The following is an 18,147-nucleotide window of genomic DNA, read 5'->3' as shown; positions in this document are numbered from 1 at the left end:
CCTGCACGGTGATTCTCAATGCAGGGAAAGATTATACCAGAGATTTTTTAGTCAGGGGTAAAGTGACGTAAATGTTGCACAGTTGCTAACCAGGCGGCTATCCAGCCAATCATCGAGCAAACCAGCAGCAGTAACAGGCACTCATCGAAGGATAAGCCACTGATATTAAACTTGGTTCCGAAAACCTGCGCCACATCGGTCACCGCAGCGGAAAGACGCATCACCAAAATTTCTGACAAAATCAGTGAAAGAAATGCGCCGGCAAAACCGAGCAGTGCGCCGCCATAAAGGAACGGACGTAGGATGAAACCATCGGTGGCGCCAATCAGCTTCTGCACGTTGATGGTGTCGCGACGGGCGAAGATGCTCAGACGCACGCTGTTACCGATCACCAGGAACACCGCCGCCACCATCAGCACGCCGATCATCGCCGCCACGCGCCCGACCAGACCGGTTAACGCCGTGAGGCGGGCGAACCAGCTGTCGTCCATCCGCACTTCATCAATCCCGTGAATACGGGAAACGCGATCGCGCAGGGTGTTCAGCGACTCGGTGCCCTGGAAATCCAGTTTCGGGATCACCACCGCCACCGCAGGGAGAGGGTTCTCTTCCAGCATATCCAGCGCGCCGCCAAACCCGGACCAGTTACGGAACTCGCCCAGGGCGTCTTCCCGCGACAGGTAGTTCACCTTCTCGACGCCCTGCTCGGCCTGCAGCTGCCCTACGACCTGCGCAGCGGCGTTATCGTCGAGGGATTTATCGAGATAGACGGTGATCTGCGGGGAAGGATAGTACTGCGATGCCGCCTCATTGACGTTTTTGTAAACCATGTAGCAGACGCTGGGCAGGGTCAGGGAGATGGCGATAACCATCACCGTCAGGAAGGTGGCGAAGGGTTTGCTTTTCAGATCCTGCAGCGCGCCCTGGAAGGCGTAACGCACCTGCTCGTTAAAGACGTTCGTCTTGCGCGAGTTGGGTTTTGGCGAGGATTTGCTGCGCTTCGGTACGTTGCGGTTGCCGTCACCCGGGCCGCCTGCCGATTTGCGAAAACGGTCGAGTTTGCTGCCAAACTGCCGCATATGGTTCATTGCGTCACGCTTATTCACCGAGGCCTCCGTGCAAATGCCCGTCGCTGAGCGTCAGCATGCGGTACGAACGGCGGGAGATAAGCCCCATGTCGTGCGTCGCCATCAGTACTGTCACTCCCACGCGGTTAAACTCCTCAAACAGACGCAGGATCCCTTCGGAAAGGGCGTCGTCCAGATTACCGGTCGGTTCATCCGCCAGCAGCACCGCCGGTTTGTTCACCACCGCACGGGCAATGCCGACGCGCTGCTGTTCACCGCCGGAGAGCTGGATAGGGAAGTTCTTCGCTTTGTCCAGCAGCCCGACCTTATCCAGCGCTGCCGACACGCGACGACGAATATCATCCCCGCTGGCGCCCGCGATAATCAGCGGGATCGCCACGTTGTCGAATACCGTGCGGTCCATCAGCAGATGGTGATCCTGGAAAATCATGCCGATCTGCCGACGCAGGAACGGCACTTCGCGGTTTTTCAGGCGGCTGATGTCATGGCCGCTGAACCAGATTTTCCCGGCGCTGGGCCGTTCGATCCCGCAGATAAGCTTGAGCAGGGTACTTTTCCCCGCGCCGGAGTGGCCGGTCAGAAATGCCATCTCGCCCGGCTGCAGGTGGAAATTAACCCCCTGCAGCGCTTGTCTCCCACCGAGATAGGCCTTGCTGACGTGTTCAAAGCGAATCATTGTTAATCCTCTCGGGCAAAAAGTGCCTCAATAAAGTCGCCCGATTTAAACGGACGTAAATCCTCGATACGTTCGCCAACACCGATGTAACGGATAGGAATACCAAACTGGTCCGCCACCGAGAAGATCACCCCGCCTTTCGCGGTGCCATCCAGCTTGGTCAACGTGATCCCGGTCAGCCCTACCGCTTCATGGAACAGCTTCGCCTGGCTGATGGCGTTCTGCCCGGTGCTGGCATCAATAGTCAGCATAATTTCATGCGGTGCATCTTCGTCCAGCTTCTTCATGACGCGGACGATCTTCTTCAGTTCTTCCATCAGGTGCGATTTATTCTGCAAACGCCCTGCGGTATCGGCAATCAGGACATCCACATTACGCGCTTTCGCCGCCTGAATGGCATCGAAAATTACCGATGCGGAGTCTGCGCCAGTGTGCTGGGCAATCACCGGAATATTGTTGCGCTGGCCCCACACCTGCAGCTGCTCAACGGCGGCAGCACGGAAGGTATCCCCCGCGGCCAGCATCACCGATTTGCCCTGCTGCTCAAACTGACGCGCCAGCTTGCCGATGGTGGTGGTTTTACCCACGCCGTTAACGCCGACCATCAGAATAACAAAAGGCATTTTGCCTTCAATATTAAGCGGTTCGTCAACTTTTGCGAGGATTTCGCCCATCTCTTCTTTCAGCAGTCCGTACAGCGCTTCGGCGTCGCGCAGCTGCTTACGGCTGGCGCTCTCGGTCAGGCTGCTGATGATTTTGCGGGTAGTTTCCACACCAACGTCGGCAATCAGGAGCTGTTCTTCCAGCTCTTCAAAGAGATCATCGTCGATTTTCTTGCCGCGGAACAGGCTGATAAATCCGGAACCGAGGTTCTCTTTGGTCTTGATCAGGCTGCGTTTCAGGCGGGCGAAGAACCCTTCTTTGGTCGGTTTTTCCTGCTCCTGAGCGATCTCTTCGACCGGCTCGTCTTCTTCAGCGACCGGAACAACGATCACCGCCTCTTCTGCCGCCTCGGCCGCCAGCGCCTGAGCTTCCAGCTCTTCGTCGCTGATTACCTCTTCTTCAGACTCTGGCAGATACTCTTCCGGAATGACTTCTTCAATCTGTTCGGCGATCTCTTCCGGCAGCGGCAGCTCCTCATGCTCAACCGCCTGCACCGGCTCGGCTTCAGGCTCGGGCTCGACAACCGGTTCTGGTTCTACGGCGACAGGCTCCGGCTCGACCGGCTGCGGTTTTTCGCTCTCCTGAACCTGCTCAGTAACCTCAACCACCTCTTCAGCAAAGGCTTCAGTCTCTTGCTGGCTGTGGGCGTGTTCTTCTGCTTCTACGTCAGCGACGGTTTCAACAGGGGTTTCAGGCTGCGGCTGTTCAACAACCGCCGGCTGCTCTGCGACCTGTTGTTCTTCGTTCTGCTGCTCGGTTTCCTGCTCTTTTTGACCAAATCCCAGCCAGGAAAAGAAGCCACGTTTTTTCTCTTTTGCCATCTGCGACTACACCCCTCGCGGTTAATTACTGGCGCTATATACATGGAAGCTAAAAAAATGATGAAATAGTTTATCACTTAACTTAACGCACATCACCGCCTGCAAGCGCAGGCCGTACGAGTGACCTGAGCAACAATATGAAGAAACCCAACCGTGCCGCCGCTGGCCAGATCCGCATTATCGGCGGCCAGTGGCGAGGCCGTAAACTTCCCGTACCGGACAGCCCCGGCCTGCGCCCGACCACCGACCGCGTCCGCGAGACGCTGTTTAACTGGCTGGCACCTTCAATGGTAGATGCCCGCTGCCTGGACTGCTTCGCCGGAAGCGGCGCGCTCGGCATCGAAGCCCTGTCGCGCTACGCCGCCAGCGCCACGCTGCTGGAGATGGATCGCAGCGTCGCCCAGCAGCTGCAGCAAAATCTCGTTATGTTAAAAGCGGCGCACGCCCGCGTCGTTAACACCAACTCCCTCGCGTTTCTGGCCCAGGCGGGCACGCCGCACGATGTGGTGTTTGTCGATCCGCCGTTTCGTAAAGGGCTGCTGGAAGAGACGTTAACGCTGCTGGAAAACAACGGCTGGCTGGCGAATGATGCGCTAATCTACGTCGAGAGCGAGGTAGAAAACGGTTTACCGCCGGTGCCTGCCCACTGGGATCTGCACCGGGAAAAAGTGGCCGGACAGGTCGCCTATCGTCTTTATCACCGACAATCACAAGGAGAGACTGATGCCGGTACTGATTAATCTGGGTCGTTTGCTGATGATTGGGGTCTGGGCATTTTTACTGCTCAACCTCGTCCACCCGTTCCCGCGCCCAATGAACATTTTCGTCAACGTGGCGCTGATTTTTACCTCATTCATGCACGCCCTGCAGATGGTGATGCTGAAAAACGGGATGCCGAAAGATGGCCCAAAAATGACCGGCTGGCAGCAGTTCCGGGTCTTTGTTTTTGGCGTGTTTGAGCTGCTGGTATGGATGAATAAGTTTAAGGCGCAGGCGAAGAAGTAACGTGCGCGCTGTTGCCCGGTGGCGCTTCGCTTACCGGGCCTACGGGTTCGCCGCACATCACGGCGCCGGATCAAACCCCTCAAACCGCGATCCCTTGTAGCTCAGCACCCCTTTATCCCCCACCGTCAGCTGATGGTACTGCTTCTCGTCGAGGCGAAAGGTCATCTCCAGGCCGCCGCTTTCCGGCTTAAAGCTCGCTTCATAGCGCATGGTGGTGCCGGCAGGCGTCACCTGCTGCTGGCGCGAGCGCCTGTCGTTGAGGGCTTTTTCCCGTTTATTGCTCACCACCACCCGCTTTTGCAGCAGCGGCGCGGCGTCGTTATCGGCCTTTTCCCGGCGCTGCTGCACAAAGCGAAATGACGCTGCAACGACGATAATCGCCAGCACGATAATAAAAAAGAGCGGTATCTTGCTCATTAGACCATCCTATAAGACCAGGCTGAAATCAGAATAGCGTGCCGCGTCAGGCATTGCTATTGGCCCGTCTGCACCACTACACTGAAGTGAAACTGTTTATTCAACAATAACAGATACAGGGACTTAATATGCTTTGGTCATTTATCGCTGTCTGTTTCTCCGCATGGCTGTATGTCGATGCGTCCTACCGCGGCCCAGCCTGGCAGCGCTGGCTCTTTAAACCCGTCACCCTGTTGCTCCTGCTGCTGCTGGCCTGGCAGGCACCGATGTTTAACGCGATCAGCTACCTGGTTCTCGCCGGGCTCTGCGCGTCGCTGGCAGGCGATGCTCTGACCCTGCTGCCGCGCCAGCGTCTGCTGTATGCCGTGGGGGCCTTCTTCTTATCCCACCTGCTCTACACCATCTACTTTGCCAGCCAGATGACACTCTCCTTCTTCTGGCCGCTGCCGCTGGCGCTGCTGGTGATTGGCGCACTGCTGATCGCGGTGATCTGGTCGCGTCTGGAAGAGCTGCGCTGGGCGGTGTGTACCTTTATCGCCATGACCCTGGTGATGGTGTGGCTTGCGGGCGAGCTGTGGTTCTTCCGTCCAACGGCTCCGGCGCTGTCGGCCTTCATCGGCGCTACGCTCCTGCTGCTGGGCAATATCGTCTGGCTGGGTAGCCACTATCGTCGCCGTTTCCGCGCCGATAACGCCATTGCCGCCGCGTGCTACTTTGCCGGGCACTTCCTGATTGTGCGTTCGCTCTATATTTAACGCTTGACTCTGGAGTCGACTCCAGAGTGCATACTGCGGTTAATGAGAAAATTATCATTGCCGGAGAGTGCCATGTCGACTCCAGAAACACCGAAAAAAGTGCCGCAGTTCTCGGCGCTTAAACTTGCCCCCCTTCCCGCTAAAGACGCCTGTTGCGCCGTGGATCACGCTGCGCCGCAGGCCGAAACCGTGCCGCCCGTAGAAGGCCAGCGTTACAGCTGGGTGGTCAACGGCATGGACTGCGCCGCCTGCGCCCGCAAAGTGGAAACCGCCGTTCGCCAGGTGCCGGGCGTGAATCATGTTCAGGTGCTGTTTGCCACGGAAAAACTGCTGGTTGATGCGGCAAGCAACGTCAGCGCCCAGGTCGAGGCCGCGGTGGTGAAAGCGGGCTACACCCTGCGCAACGAAAACGCCCCGGCTGAAAAAACCTCTCTGCTGCGCGATAACCTGCCGCTCATCACGCTGGTGGTGCTGATGGCGCTGAGCTGGATCCTTACGCAGTTCAACCACCCGCTCGGCAACCTTGCCTTTATCGCCACCACCCTCGTCGGGCTATGGCCGGTAGCCCGTCAGGCGCTGCGCCTGATGAAAAGCGGCAGCTGGTTCGCCATCGAAACGCTGATGAGCGTGGCCGCCATCGGAGCGCTGTTTATCGGCGCCACGGCGGAAGCGGCGATGGTGCTGCTGCTGTTTCTGATTGGCGAGCGGCTCGAAGGCTGGGCGGCGAGCCGGGCGCGTAAAGGGGTGAGTGCGCTGATGGCGCTGAAGCCCGAGACCGCCACCCAGGTGATTAACGGCGAGCGCAAAACCGTGCCCATTGCCGCGCTGCGTCCGGGGGATGTGATCGAAGTCGCCGCCGGGGGCCGTCTGCCCGCTGACGGAACGCTGCTTACCGCCGCGGCCAGCTTTGACGAAAGCGCGCTGACCGGCGAATCCATCCCGGTCGACCGTGCAGCGGGTGAAAAAGTCCCGGCGGGCGCCACCAGCGTCGATCGGCTGGTCGAGCTGAGGGTGTTGTCCGAACCCGGCGACAGCGCCATCGATCGCATCCTGAAGCTGATCGAAGAGGCCGAAGAGCGCCGCGCCCCGGTGGAGCGTTTCATCGACCGTTTCAGCCGCATCTATACCCCGGTGATTATGCTGGTTGCCCTGCTGGTGGCCGTAATGCCGCCGCTGCTGTTCAGCGCCCCGTGGGAGGGCTGGATCTATAAGGGGCTGACCCTGCTGCTGATTGGCTGTCCGTGCGCGCTGGTGATCTCCACCCCGGCGGCCATCACCTCCGGGCTGGCGGCGGCGGCGCGACGTGGCGCGTTGATTAAGGGCGGCGCGGCGCTGGAGCAGCTGGCGCAGGTGCATCAGGTGGCCTTCGATAAAACCGGCACTCTGACGGTCGGCAAGCCGCAGGTGACGGGCGTTTATCCTCTCGACATCAGCGAAAACGATCTGCTGGCGCTGGCGGCGGCGGTGGAGCAAGGTTCCACCCACCCGCTGGCGCAGGCGATTGTGCGTGAAGCAAAAGCCCGGAGTCTGACGATTGCGGCAGCGAGTGCCCAGCGCGCGCTGATGGGTTCGGGCATCGAGGCCAGGGTAGCGGACAGCACGATCCTGATTTGTGCGGCGGATAAATTCCCTGCTCCGCAGCTGTCCGGGCAAATCGCGTCCCTCGAGCAGGCCGGACAAACTGTGGTCATGCTCGTGCAGGATGGCGTGGCAAAAGGGCTGATTACCCTGCGCGACACTTTGCGTGAGGATGCGAAGGAGGCGGTTCAGGCCCTGCACCAGCTTGGGGTCAACGGGGTGATTTTGACCGGGGATAACCCGCGCGCCGCCGCCGCCATTGCCGGGGAGCTGGGGCTGGACTTCCGCGCTGGCCTGCTGCCCGCCGATAAAGTGCAGGCGGTGACGGCGCTGAATGCGCAAGCGCCGCTGGCGATGGTCGGGGACGGGATCAACGATGCCCCGGCGATGAAGGCAGCTACGATTGGGATCGCGATGGGCAGCGGCACCGACGTGGCGCTGGAGACCGCCGATGCGGCGCTCACCCACAACCGCCTGACCGGGCTGGCGCAGATGATTGCTCTTGCCCGCGCCACCCGGGCCAATATCCGGCAGAACATCGCTATCGCGCTGGGGTTAAAGGGGATTTTCCTGGTGACCACGCTACTGGGAATAACGGGATTGTGGCTGGCGGTGCTGGCGGATACCGGGGCGACGGTATTAGTGACGGCGAACGCGTTGCGGTTGTTGCGTGGCCGGTAAGAAAACGCCCGGTGGCGGCTGCGCCTTACCGGGCCTACAAAACATGTGCACTGGCCGTAAAACGCCCGGTGGCGGCTGCGCCTTACCGGGCCTACAACGTCCTCGAACCGTAGGCCGGGCAAGCGCAGCGCCGCCCGGCATTTTCACTACTGCATACCCAACATCCTCGGCAACCACAACGATATCGCCGGAATGTAGGTCACCATCCCCAGCACCACCAGCAACATGCCGTAGAATGGCAGCATCTCCCGCACCACCGCTTCAATCTTCTGCTTGCTCACCGCACTGGCAACAAACAGCACCGATCCTACCGGCGGGGTAATCAGGCCGATCCCAAGGTTTACCATCATGATCATGCCGAAATGCACCGGATCGATGCCCAGCGAATTGGTCACCGGCAGCAGGACAGGGGTCAGGATCAGGATGATCGGCGCCATGTCCATCAGGGTGCCAATCAGCAGCAGCATGATGTTGAGGTACATCAGGATCACGTACTTGTTATCTGAGAGCGAGGTAAAGAACTCGGTGATCCGCATCGGCAGCTGCATGTAGGTCATCACCGCGCCAAACGCCGCCGCGAAGCCGATCAGGATCATCACGATGGTTACCGTCTTCACCGTGCGGCACATCAGCTTCGGCAGTTCGTTCCACTTGTAGTCGCGATAGATAAACATGGTGACAAAGAACGCCCACAGACAGGCGACCGCCGCAGATTCCGTGGCGGTAAAGATCCCCGACAAGATACCGCCAAGGATAATCACCACCGTCATCAGCCCCCACAGGGCATCGAAGAAGATCTTCAGCGCCTGTTTGAAAGGCACCCTTTCGCCTTTTGGATAACCCCGTTGCGCGCAAGCCCAGGCACAGCACCATCAGGCTTAACCCGAGGATCAGCCCCGGCAGCACGCCCGCGATAAACAGCGTGGCGATGGAGACGGTGCCTCCGGCCGCCAGCGAGTAAATCACCGAGTTGTGGCTGGGCGGGATCAAAATCGCCTGCACCGAACCGCTGGCCGTCACCGCCGCCGCGTATTCGCGCGGATAGCCCTTCTTCTCCATCTCCGGGATCATCACTGTCCCGATGGAGGCGGTATCCGCCACCGAGGAGCCGGAAATCGCGCCGAAGAAGGTCGAGGCGACGATATTCACCAGCGACAGCCCGCCGCGAATAAAGCCGACGAAGATATAGGCAAAGTTCACCAGACGGCGGGCAATGCCCCCTTCCGCCATGATCGCCCCGGCGAGGATAAAGAACGGGATCGCCAGCAGGGTGAACTTATTCACCCCGCTGGTTATCTGGATCATCAGCGCTTCCAGCGGCAAGTCAATCCACAGCGCCCCGGCCACGGCGCTTAAGCCGACGGCAAAGGCCACCGGCATCCCCAGCGCCAGCAGAATGGCGAGGGTGAATAACAAAACAAATGCATCCATTGTTCACCCCTTAACTGTGGTTGCCGATCAGCACGACCGGGCGATGTTCCTGAGAGCCAAACATCAGACGCTCAAGCACAAACAGGATTAACACTGCCGATCCGATCGGCAGCGGCAGATAGCTTTCGCCGGAGGTCAGGATCGGGAACTCCGCCACCGGCTGCTCCCAGAGTTCAATGCACAGCAGGTAGCTGTACCAGAACATGATCCCCGAGATCGCCAGCATCAGCAGATCCACCGTGCGCGCGCAGAGCGTTTTCAGTGAAACCGGTAATCTGTCAGTGAGCATATTCACCGCAATATGCGAGCCGGCGCGGTAGCTCACCGCCGCGCCGATAAAGGTGAACGTCACCATGCAGATAATGGCAATCGGCTCCGGCCACGACTCACCGCGGTTGAGTACGTAGCGCGAAAAGATGCCAATGGGGATAACGATAGTCATCACCAGCAGCGACAGCCCGGCTACGGCCATCGCCAGCAGGTAGAGACGGTCCATCCACTTTAGATAAAGTTCGGACATAGAGACTCCGGCTTACTGAACGTCAGCGATCGCTTTCATCAGATCCTGATGCTTCTCGCCATACTGGGCGCGCACCGGCTCTGTCGCTTTGATAAAGACGGCCTTGTCGATGTCATGGAACTGCACGCCGCCGGCCTTCATTTTTTCCAGCGCCTGGGCGTTGTATTCCTGCCACAGTTTGCGTTGCTCCATCTGGGCTTCACGGGCCAGAGTCTTAATCTTCTCCTGCTCGTCGGCGCTCAGCTTGTCCCACTTCACTTTGGAGTAGAGCAGCATTTCCGGGGTGATAAAGTGGCCGCTGAGGGTGTAGTTTTTGGCAACCGGCATGTAGTTGTGGGCGATAAAGGTCGGTGGGTTATTCTCTGCGCCGTCGATAACGCCGGTCTGCATGCCGCTGTACACTTCACTGACCCCCATCGCGACCGAGTTGGCGCCCATATCTTTCAGCGTGGCCAGCGCCACCGGGCTACCCTGAACGCGGATCTTCATCCCTTTCAGATCTTCAGGTTTCACCACCGGGTTCTTGGTGATCAGGTTACGGGTGCCGGAGTCCATCCAGCCGAGGAAGACGAGACGGGATTTCGGGTTATTCGTGAGCTTCTCGCCGATGGATTTGCCGATATCGCCGTCGATCACTTTGTGCATATGGTCTTCATCGCGGAAAACGTAGGGCAGGGTAAAGACTTCGATATCCGGCAGAATCGCCGCAACCGGCGCCATAGAGACGCGGATCATGTCGATGGCGCCCATCTGCGCCTGCTCGATCATCTGCTTTTCATCACCCAGCACGCCGCCCGGGAAGACTTTGATATCCAGCTTGCCGTCGGTTTGTTGTTTGAGTTTTTCACCCATATGCTGTACCGCCACCACGTTGGGGTAGCCTTCGGGATGCACATCAGCGGCTTTAATGGTTTGCGCAGAGACGGAGGCAGCAAAAGCTGACAGGCACAGAGCAGCCAGCAACGGCTTGAGGGTCGTTTTCATTGAGTCAACTCCAGGGTAGTGAGGGTGAGTATCGGAACGTTGTTTTAATTATTAACGCTTCAAAACTAGCCTACTGCCTGGAAAACGTGGGTGAAGCACTTCACAAAAAGCGCTAAAAAATGAATGGTGGTTTAAATTTGTGGCGGCGGTCATGCCGGGTGGCGGCTGCGCCTTACCCGGCCTACGCGTAGGCCCGTGCAAGCGAAGCGCCGCCGGGCAAAATGGCATTAGCCTTTGCGGATAAGATACCGATACGGCAGCGACGCGGTCTCCTGCGCCAGCAGCTCATGTTCCATAAAGGTACAGAAGCCGGGAATATCGCGGGTGGTAGCCGGATCGTCGGCAATAATTAACAGCGTTTCGCCGGTTTGCATCGTGCGCACGGTTTTGCGCACCATCATGACGGGTTCCGGGCAGCGCAGGCCCTGTGCATCAAGGGTGTGGTCCGGGTGGGTAAACAGATCGGTCATCGTCGTCTCGTCCAGATAAAAACGGCAGTAGTTTACGCCCCGGACAGGGCAATGCAAACCAGGTTAACGATTGCGTAAAAATTAGCCGTTGCAAAGCATAGTGAAAGCAGTATGATGCGGCGGTTTTATTGGGTTCCCTCACCCCAAATTTTTAATCAAAAAGGTCACAATATGACGCAGTTCTCTCAATCGCAGCGCGTAAAAGCGTTGTTCTGGCTTTCGCTTTTTCATCTGCTGGTGATCACCTCCAGTAACTACCTTGTGCAGCTCCCGATCTCCATTTTTGGTTTTCATACCACCTGGGGCGCGTTCAGTTTCCCGTTTATCTTCCTCGCGACCGACCTCACCGTCCGTATCTTTGGCGCACCGCTGGCCCGACGCATTATTTTTGCCGTCATGCTGCCGGCGCTGTTTGTCTCGTACGTGATCTCCTCGCTGTTCTACATGGGAAGCTGGCAGGGCTTCGGGGCGCTGGCGCACTTCAACCTGTTTGTCGCCCGTATCGCCGCCGCCAGCTTTATGGCCTACGCGCTGGGGCAGATCCTCGACGTGCATGTGTTTAACCGCCTGCGCCAGAACCATCGCTGGTGGATGGCACCGACCGCCTCCACGCTGTTTGGCAACGTCAGCGATACGCTGGCCTTCTTCTTTATTGCTTTCTGGCGCAGCCCGGATGCCTTTATGGCCGAACACTGGATGGAAATCGCGCTGGTGGATTACGCCTTTAAGGTGCTTATCAGCCTGGTCTTCTTCCTGCCGATGTACGGCGTGCTGCTGAATATGTTGCTGAAAAGATTCGCGGATAAATCTGAAATCTCAGCATTGCGGGCAGGTTAAGGGTTCCCCTGAACAGTTGTGTTAAGATGAGCAGATGCGCCGTTATGGCCGTTTATCGAAAGGAAGAATTCAATGCGCAATCTGGTTAAATATGTCGGGATTGGCCTGCTGGTGATGGGGCTTGCTGCTTGTGACAACAGCGACACCAAAACGCCTGCTCAGGGTGCGTCTGCTGAAAGCAATGCTACGGGTCAGCCGGTCAGCCTGATGGATGGCAAACTTAGCTTCTCGCTGCCTGCGGATATGACCGATCAGAGCGGCAAGCTGGGCACCCAGTCGAATAACATGCACGTCTACTCCGATGCCACCGGGCAAAAAGCGGTGATTGTGATTGTCGGCGACGACACCAGCGAAGACCTGGGCGTGCTGGCGAAACGTCTGGAAGATCAGCAGCGCAGCCGCGACCCGCAGCTGCAGGTGGTCACCAACAAAACCATCGAGCTGAAAGGCCACAACCTGCAGCAGCTGGACAGCATCATCTCTGCCAAAGGCCAGACCGCCTACTCTTCCGTGGTGCTGGGAAAAGTGGACAACAAGCTGCTGACCCTGCAGATCACGCTGCCTGCTGACGATCAGCAGAAAGCGCAGACCGCCGCAGAGAACATCATCAATACCCTCGTGATTCAGTAAGTTATCACGATGCAATGGCCTCCTCCGGAGGCCATTTTTTTAGCCGCCACGTCAGCAGTAACGCCACCGCCACCAGCCCCGCCGCTGCCAGATAGATAACCGGCACGCCGGCCCACGCCATTACCAGCCCGGCCAGCGGCCCGGTGATCCCCAGCGACATATCCATAAACACCGTATAGGTCGCCAGCGCCGCGCCCTGATTCTGCTGCGGCACGGCCTTTACTGCCACCACGCCCAGCGCCGGGAAGACCAGCGAGAAACCCGCCCCGGCGAGGAACACCCCGATCCGCGCCACCCACGGCTCCCCGGCGATGCCGGTCAGCAGCAGGCCGATAATCTCGACGCCAAAGCAGATCATCGCCACATTCAGCCCGCCCAGCCGGTTGATGCCGTTCGGGAACAGCAGACGCGTACCGACGAAGGCGCAGCTAAACAGCGTCAGCGCAAAGGCCGCCCCGTCCCAGCCTTTATCGGCGTAGAACAGCGTAATGAAGGTGGCGATCACCCCAAAGCCCGCCGAGCCGAGGGCCAGCGCCATGCCGTAGGGCCAGACGCGCCCCAGCACCGCGCGAAACGGCATCGGCTTGCCCTTGCTGGCTTTGACTTTCGGGCGCGGCAGGGCGAACAAAATCGCCAGCAGCGCCACCAGCATGATGGTCAGCGCCAGCCCGTTCAGGCCGGTGTAGCGATAGCAAAGTACGCCCAGTGGGGCCCCCATCGCCATCGCCCCGTAGGTGACAATCCCGTTCCAGGAGATCACCCGCCCGATGTGCGAGGCTCCCACCACGCCCACGCCCCACAGGGTGGAGCCGGTGCCGGCAAGGCTCTGCCCGACGCCTAAAATCACCCGACCAAAACAGAGCAGCGCGAGGCTGACCACCGGCCAGCCGCTGGTGAGTCCGGCGAGAAAATAGCTCACCCCGCTCAGGAAGCAGCCGCACAGCCCCAGCACCACAATGCTTTTTGGCCCGAACAGGTCGGCATAGCGCCCGGCATAGGGGCGGCTTAGCAGGGTCGCGAAGTATTGCAGGCTGATTACCAGGCCCGCCCAGAAGGCGCTAAAGCCCATGATGTCATGCACATAGCCCGGCAGGACGGCCAGCGGCAGGCCGATGGTCAGGTAGCTGGCAAAGTTGAAAATAACGACGGAAACAATACGCAGGTTGAGGCGTAATCCACTCAGTGCCGGTTCGGCGGCAGGTTCGGGCATCAGGTTCACCAGAATTTTTACAACAGTGTTTCACTATTACCATGCCAGGGGCAGAAATGCAGCAGCGACTTTAAGAATAACAGCGTCAGCCGAAGCGCCGCGCGCGCACTACACTTATGAGCATCTTATAAGAGGAAAACCATGATCATCACACCACCCGATAAAACGGGTCTTCCGCCCACTGATAAAGCGGGTCTCCATATTTTGATGAAGCTGGCCTGTCTGGTCATTATCCTGGCAGGCATTCACGCCGCAGCAGATATTCTCGTACAGCTCTTGCTGGCGCTCTTTTTCGCCATCGTCCTTAACCCTCTCGTCACCTGGTTTTTGCGCCGGGGGGTGAGCCGCCCTGTCGCCATCACCATTGTGGTGCTGGTGATGCTGATTGGCCTGACGGCGCTGTTTGGGGTGCTGGCGGCCTCGCTCAATGAATTTGCCGCCATGCTGCCGAAATACAACAAAGAGCTGACGCGCAAGATTGTCGATCTGCAGCAGATGTTCCCGTTCCTCAACCTGCATATCTCCCCGGAGCGCATGCTGAGACGGATGGACTCGGAAAAGGTGATGACCTTTGCCACGGCGCTGATGACCCAGCTGTCCGGGGCGATGGCCAGCATCCTGCTGCTGGTGATGACCGTGGTGTTTATGCTGTTTGAAGTGCGCCACGTGCCGTACAAAATGCGTTTCGCCCTCAATAATCCGCAGATCCATATCGCCGGTTTACACCGCGCGCTGAAGGGCGTTTCCCACTATCTGGCGCTGAAAACGCTGTTAAGCCTGTGGACCGGGGCCATCGTCTGGCTGGGGCTGGCGCTGCTGGGGGTACAGTTTGCCCTGATGTGGGGCGTGCTGGCCTTCCTGCTTAACTATGTTCCCAACATCGGGGCGGTGATTTCCGCCGTGCCGCCGATGATTCAGGCGTTTCTGTTTAACGGTTTTTACGAATGCATGATGGTGGGCGCGCTGTTCCTGGTGGTCCACATGGTACTGGGCAATATCGTCGAGCCGCGCATGATGGGCCACCGGCTGGGGATGTCCACTCTGGTAGTATTTCTGTCGTTATTGATCTGGGGCTGGTTACTCGGCCCGGTAGGAATGTTACTGTCCGTGCCGCTCACCAGCGTCTGTAAGATCTGGATGGAGACCACCAAGGGCGGGAGCAAACTGGCGATCCTGCTCGGGCCAGGCAGACCGAAAAGCAGGCTACCGGGATAACATTCATGTACGAAAAAGACAGCCTCAGCGCGCTTGAGGCTATCACTGAAGCGCAACGTATCGCCTTTGCCCCGATGCTGTTCCAGACCGCGCTCTGCTTGCGTAATTCCGGGGTACTCGCCTGGCTGGACCAACAGGGCCAGCGCGGCGCGACGCTTGAGGAGATCGTGGCCAACAGCACCCTCGGCGACTATGGCGTCGGGGTTCTGCTGGATATGGGGTTAAGCGGGCGGATAGTGACCCACAGCGACGGCCGCTACTATCTGGCGAAAATCGGCCACTATCTGCTGCACGACAGCATGACCCGCGTAAACATGGATTTCACCCAGGACGTTTGCTACCAGGGGCTGTTTCACCTTGCCGACTCCCTGAAAGCGGAGAGACCGGCGGGGCTTGCGGTCTTTGGCGACTGGCCGACCATTTATCCGGCGCTCTCTGCCCTGCCCGACCAGGCGCGGCGGAGCTGGTTTGCGTTCGATCACTTCTATTCCGACGGCGCATTCGACGCCGCGTTGCCCCTTATATTCGCAAGCAAGCCGACAAAATTGTACGATGTCGGCGGCAATACGGGTAAATGGGCGCTACGCTGCTGTAGATACGATGAAAATGTCGCCGTTACGCTGCTCGATCTGCCGCAGCAAATTGCACTGGCCCAGGAAAATATCGCAAAAGCAGGATTATCTCATCGTATTGGGTTCCATCCTGTCGATATGCTTAGCGACGCTGCTCTGCCGGATGACGCTGATGTCTGGTGGATGAGCCAGTTTCTGGACTGCTTCTCTCCCGATCGGATTGTGACCCTGCTGAGCAACGTGGCGAAGGTGATGAAGCCGGGTGCCCGCCTGTGCATTCTGGAACTGTTCTGGGATGTGCAGCGATTCGAAGCGGCCGCCTTCAGCCTGAACGCCACCTCGCTCTATTTCACCTGTATGGCGAACGGCAACAGCCGTTTTTACAGCGCAGAGAAATTTTATCACTATCTGGAACAAGCAGGATTCCGGGTAGAAGAGCGGCATGACAATCTCGGGGTGGGCCACACCCTGTTGATTTGCCAGAAAAATGACTAATAACGCCGCCTGATCCTGGCGGCGCTACCGGATGACGGGTTTTCGCGGACGCGCGCAGATGAAATTTGCACTTAACATTCTCGACTGGCAAGCCAGAGCGCCAGGCCTTTGTGATGCCAGTCAGTGGCAGGCATGGTCACAGGGTCTGCACGCCATCGATCCTGCTGCGCCGCAGGCCAAACTGTCCGAACTGCCGATGATGACCGCCCGCCGCCTGAGTTCAGGCAGCAAGCTGGCGGTGGAGTGCGGGATGGCGATGGTGCGAAAGCACGCTATCGACGCCGTGGTCTACACCAGCCGTCATGGCGAGCTGGAGCGTAACTATCGTCTCCTGCACGCCCTGGCGACCGGGCAGGATGTCTCCCCCACCGACTTCGCCATGTCAGTGCACAACTCCGCGGTGGGCAATCTCACCATTGCCGCGCATCAGCCGATTGTCTCCTCGTCGCTCTCCGCCGGAATGGACACCTTCCAGCAGGGGCTGTGCGAGGTGCTGAGCCTGCTGCATGCCGGGTATAAGCGAGTGCTGATGGTGGATTTCGACGGTGCCCTGCCCGACTTTTACCGCCCTTCGCTTCCAGAGCAAATGCCCGCCTGGCCCTATGCCCTGGCGCTGGTTATCGAGGCCGGTAACGACCTGAGCTGCGAAACCCGCCCTGCCCGCTGCGACGAAGAGCTCCCCCTGCCGCAGAGCCTGCTGTTCCTGCGCCACTACCTGGGTGACGATGCGCAGTTTGCGGTGCCCGGCGAGCGCCTGCGGTGGCAGTGGACGCGGGCATGAACGCCGTCCGGGCGGCGCTGAGCCGCGGCTGGCGGCTGGTGATGACCGGTCTGTGCTTCGTGCTGTTTGGCGTGGGCGGGCTGCTGCTGTCCCTGGTGTGGTTCAACCTGCTGAACCTGGTCCAGCGGGATCGCGCCCGTCGTCGTCGCCTCGCCCGACGCAGCATTGCCGCCAGCTTCCGGACGTTTTTAACCGTGGCGCGCGCGCTCGGCGTGCTGGATTACCGCTTCGACAATCTCGACGTGCTGCGCCAGGAGCGCGGCTGTCTGGTGGTGGCGAACCATCCGACGCTGATCGACTACGTGCTTATCGCCTCGGTGATGCCGGAAACCGACTGCCTGGTGAAAGGCGCCCTGCTGCGCAACCCCTTTCTCAGCGGGGCGATCCGGGCGTCGGATTACCTGATCAACAGCGAGGCCGACACGCTCTTAAGCGCCTGTCAGCAGCGGCTGAGCCAGGGCGACACCCTGCTGATCTTCCCGGAAGGGACGCGCACGCAGGCGGGAAAAGCCATTACCCTGCAGCGCGGCGCGGCGAACATTGCGGTGCGGTGCGCCAGCGACCTGCGGCTGGTACTGATCCACTGCAGCGAGCATCTGCTCGATAAACAGAGCCGGTGGTATGACATACCGCCGAACAAACCCTTTTTCACGGTCGATGTCCGTGAACGGGTGAATATTAATGATTTTTACGATGCAGCAGTTCAGGAGCCCGCTCTGGCGGCCAGACAGCTCAACCGGCACCTGCAGCATCGCTTAACAGCCGGTCTTCAATCTTTGTCAGGAATTAATGATGCAAGCGCTCTACCTGGAAATTAAAAATCTTATTATTACGACCCTGAATCTGGACGAATTGACCGCAGAGGATATCGATACGGATGCCCCGTTGTTTGGCGATGGGTTGGGGCTCGACTCGATCGATGCCCTTGAGCTGGGTCTGGCGGTAAAAAACCAGTACGGCGTGGTGTTATCTGCCGAAAGCGAAGAGATGCGTCAGCACTTCTATTCCGTTGCCACCCTGGCCTCTTTCATTACTGCCCAACGCGCCTGAGATTGAACTGAACATGACGACTGAACAAAAATCCGTTTATCAGGAAGTGACCTCCCTGCTGATCACCCTGTTTGAAGTTGCGCCCGATGACATCACCCCTGAGGCGCGCCTGTACGAAGATCTTGAGCTGGACAGCATCGACGCCGTCGACATGGTGGTGCACCTGCAGAAGCGCACCGGTGCCCGCATCAAACCGGAAACCTTCAAGTCGGTGCGTACCGTGCAGGACGTGGTGGATGCGGTAGAAAAACTGCTGCGCGAAGCCTGA

The 18,147-nt window shown here is 58.9% G+C and carries 19 protein-coding genes and 2 pseudogenes; 12 read left to right on the top strand and 9 right to left on the bottom strand.

Features of this window, described 5'->3' with window-relative positions; all coding sequences use genetic code 11:
- Positions 1–47: 47 nt before the first annotated feature.
- Genes ftsX through ftsY form a run of 3 tightly spaced genes read right to left on the bottom strand, consistent with a single transcriptional unit; the run spans position 48 to position 3,248 of the window.
- On the bottom strand, positions 48–1,106 hold the full coding sequence (gene ftsX / locus K5I40_RS19435; protein WP_223075691.1) for a permease-like cell division protein FtsX: 1,059 nt from the start codon (positions 1,104–1,106) through the stop codon (positions 48–50).
- Entirely contained in the window at positions 1,099–1,764 is a 666-nt protein-coding gene (gene ftsE / locus K5I40_RS19430; RefSeq protein ID WP_039032505.1) for a cell division ATP-binding protein FtsE, read from the bottom strand. Before ftsE ends, ftsX begins: the two co-directional genes overlap by 8 nt.
- Positions 1,765–1,766: 2 nt before the next feature.
- Positions 1,767–3,248: a signal recognition particle-docking protein FtsY gene (gene ftsY / locus K5I40_RS19425; protein WP_223075692.1), complete on the bottom strand. Its 1,482-nt coding sequence runs from the start codon at positions 3,246–3,248 to the stop codon at positions 1,767–1,769.
- Between the two features lie 137 nt (positions 3,249–3,385).
- On the opposite strand from ftsY, the gene rsmD reads away from it, so the two are divergent.
- Together rsmD and K5I40_RS19415 are read left to right on the top strand one after the other, a co-directional pair.
- Positions 3,386–3,988: a 16S rRNA (guanine(966)-N(2))-methyltransferase gene (gene rsmD / locus K5I40_RS19420; protein ID WP_223075693.1), complete on the top strand. Its 603-nt coding sequence runs from the start codon at positions 3,386–3,388 to the stop codon at positions 3,986–3,988.
- Entirely contained in the window at positions 3,972–4,253 is a 282-nt protein-coding gene (locus K5I40_RS19415) for a DUF1145 family protein (RefSeq protein ID WP_039032502.1), read from the top strand. Before rsmD ends, K5I40_RS19415 begins: the two co-directional genes overlap by 17 nt.
- A gap of 57 nt (positions 4,254–4,310) precedes the next feature.
- Here K5I40_RS19415 and K5I40_RS19410 read toward each other — a convergent pair whose 3' ends face one another.
- Complete coding sequence (locus K5I40_RS19410; RefSeq protein WP_223075694.1) at positions 4,311–4,670, bottom strand: DUF2500 domain-containing protein; 360 nt, start codon at positions 4,668–4,670, stop codon at positions 4,311–4,313.
- A 128-nt stretch (positions 4,671–4,798) separates the two neighbouring features.
- Between K5I40_RS19410 and K5I40_RS19405 the strand changes: the two genes are divergently transcribed.
- Together K5I40_RS19405 and zntA are read left to right on the top strand one after the other, a co-directional pair.
- A complete protein-coding gene (locus K5I40_RS19405; protein WP_039032500.1) occupies positions 4,799–5,425 on the top strand; it encodes a lysoplasmalogenase in 627 nt (208 codons plus the stop codon).
- A 72-nt stretch (positions 5,426–5,497) separates the two neighbouring features.
- Positions 5,498–7,684, top strand: coding sequence for a Zn(II)/Cd(II)/Pb(II) translocating P-type ATPase ZntA (zntA, locus tag K5I40_RS19400; protein WP_223075695.1), 2,187 nt, complete (start codon positions 5,498–5,500; stop codon positions 7,682–7,684).
- A gap of 146 nt (positions 7,685–7,830) precedes the next feature.
- Here zntA and K5I40_RS19395 read toward each other — a convergent pair.
- The 4 genes and pseudogenes from K5I40_RS19395 to tusA form a co-directional block, all read right to left on the bottom strand.
- Positions 7,831–9,115, bottom strand: a pseudogene (locus tag K5I40_RS19395) (TRAP transporter large permease).
- Between the two features lie 10 nt (positions 9,116–9,125).
- Positions 9,126–9,635 carry a TRAP transporter small permease gene (locus tag K5I40_RS19390; protein ID WP_223075696.1) on the bottom strand — a complete coding sequence of 170 codons (510 nt, stop codon included), beginning with the start codon at positions 9,633–9,635 and terminating at the stop codon, positions 9,126–9,128.
- A 12-nt stretch (positions 9,636–9,647) separates the two neighbouring features.
- Positions 9,648–10,619, bottom strand: coding sequence for a TRAP transporter substrate-binding protein (locus K5I40_RS19385; RefSeq protein ID WP_039032497.1), 972 nt, complete (start codon positions 10,617–10,619; stop codon positions 9,648–9,650).
- Positions 10,620–10,846: 227 nt separating this feature from the next.
- Positions 10,847–11,089, bottom strand: a complete 243-nt coding sequence (gene tusA / locus K5I40_RS19380) for a sulfurtransferase TusA (RefSeq protein WP_039032496.1) — start codon at positions 11,087–11,089, stop codon at positions 10,847–10,849.
- A 171-nt stretch (positions 11,090–11,260) separates the two neighbouring features.
- Here tusA and K5I40_RS19375 point away from each other — a divergent pair, with 171 nt between their 5' ends.
- Together K5I40_RS19375 and K5I40_RS19370 are read left to right on the top strand one after the other, a co-directional pair.
- On the top strand, positions 11,261–11,926 hold the full coding sequence (locus K5I40_RS19375) for a 7-cyano-7-deazaguanine/7-aminomethyl-7-deazaguanine transporter (RefSeq protein WP_139563773.1): 666 nt from the start codon (positions 11,261–11,263) through the stop codon (positions 11,924–11,926).
- 72 nt (positions 11,927–11,998) lie between these two features.
- Positions 11,999–12,556 (top strand): DcrB family lipoprotein, encoded by a 558-nt coding sequence (locus K5I40_RS19370; protein WP_039032494.1) that lies wholly within the window; start codon positions 11,999–12,001, stop codon positions 12,554–12,556.
- 4 nt (positions 12,557–12,560) lie between these two features.
- On the opposite strand, the pseudogene K5I40_RS19365 reads toward K5I40_RS19370, so the two are convergent.
- Positions 12,561–13,800, bottom strand: a pseudogene (locus tag K5I40_RS19365) (MFS transporter).
- A 107-nt stretch (positions 13,801–13,907) separates the two neighbouring features.
- Here K5I40_RS19365 and K5I40_RS19360 point away from each other — a divergent pair.
- From K5I40_RS19360 to K5I40_RS19335, 6 genes are read left to right on the top strand one after another with little or no spacing between them, the layout of a single operon-like run.
- On the top strand, positions 13,908–14,981 hold the full coding sequence (locus tag K5I40_RS19360) for an AI-2E family transporter (protein ID WP_139563775.1): 1,074 nt from the start codon (positions 13,908–13,910) through the stop codon (positions 14,979–14,981).
- 5 nt (positions 14,982–14,986) lie between these two features.
- Positions 14,987–16,048: a methyltransferase gene (locus K5I40_RS19355; RefSeq protein ID WP_138370727.1), complete on the top strand. Its 1,062-nt coding sequence runs from the start codon at positions 14,987–14,989 to the stop codon at positions 16,046–16,048.
- A gap of 58 nt (positions 16,049–16,106) precedes the next feature.
- Positions 16,107–16,829 (top strand): beta-ketoacyl synthase chain length factor, encoded by a 723-nt coding sequence (locus K5I40_RS19350; protein WP_223075698.1) that lies wholly within the window; start codon positions 16,107–16,109, stop codon positions 16,827–16,829.
- Positions 16,826–17,647, top strand: coding sequence for a 1-acyl-sn-glycerol-3-phosphate acyltransferase (locus K5I40_RS19345; protein ID WP_223075699.1), 822 nt, complete (start codon positions 16,826–16,828; stop codon positions 17,645–17,647). The genes K5I40_RS19350 and K5I40_RS19345 overlap by 4 nt, the downstream gene beginning before the upstream one ends.
- Positions 17,622–17,879, top strand: a complete 258-nt coding sequence (locus K5I40_RS19340; protein ID WP_039032490.1) for a phosphopantetheine-binding protein — start codon at positions 17,622–17,624, stop codon at positions 17,877–17,879. Before K5I40_RS19345 ends, K5I40_RS19340 begins: the two co-directional genes overlap by 26 nt.
- Positions 17,880–17,892: 13 nt before the next feature.
- Positions 17,893–18,147 (top strand): acyl carrier protein, encoded by a 255-nt coding sequence (locus tag K5I40_RS19335; protein ID WP_039032489.1) that lies wholly within the window; start codon positions 17,893–17,895, stop codon positions 18,145–18,147.

It is taken from the genome of Leclercia sp. LTM14 (genome assembly GCF_023736175.1).
Lineage (GTDB): Bacteria > Pseudomonadota > Gammaproteobacteria > Enterobacterales > Enterobacteriaceae > Enterobacter > Enterobacter barmai.
Note: the sequence above shows the minus strand (reverse complement) of the source record. Positions and strands in the feature narration are given on the sequence as shown.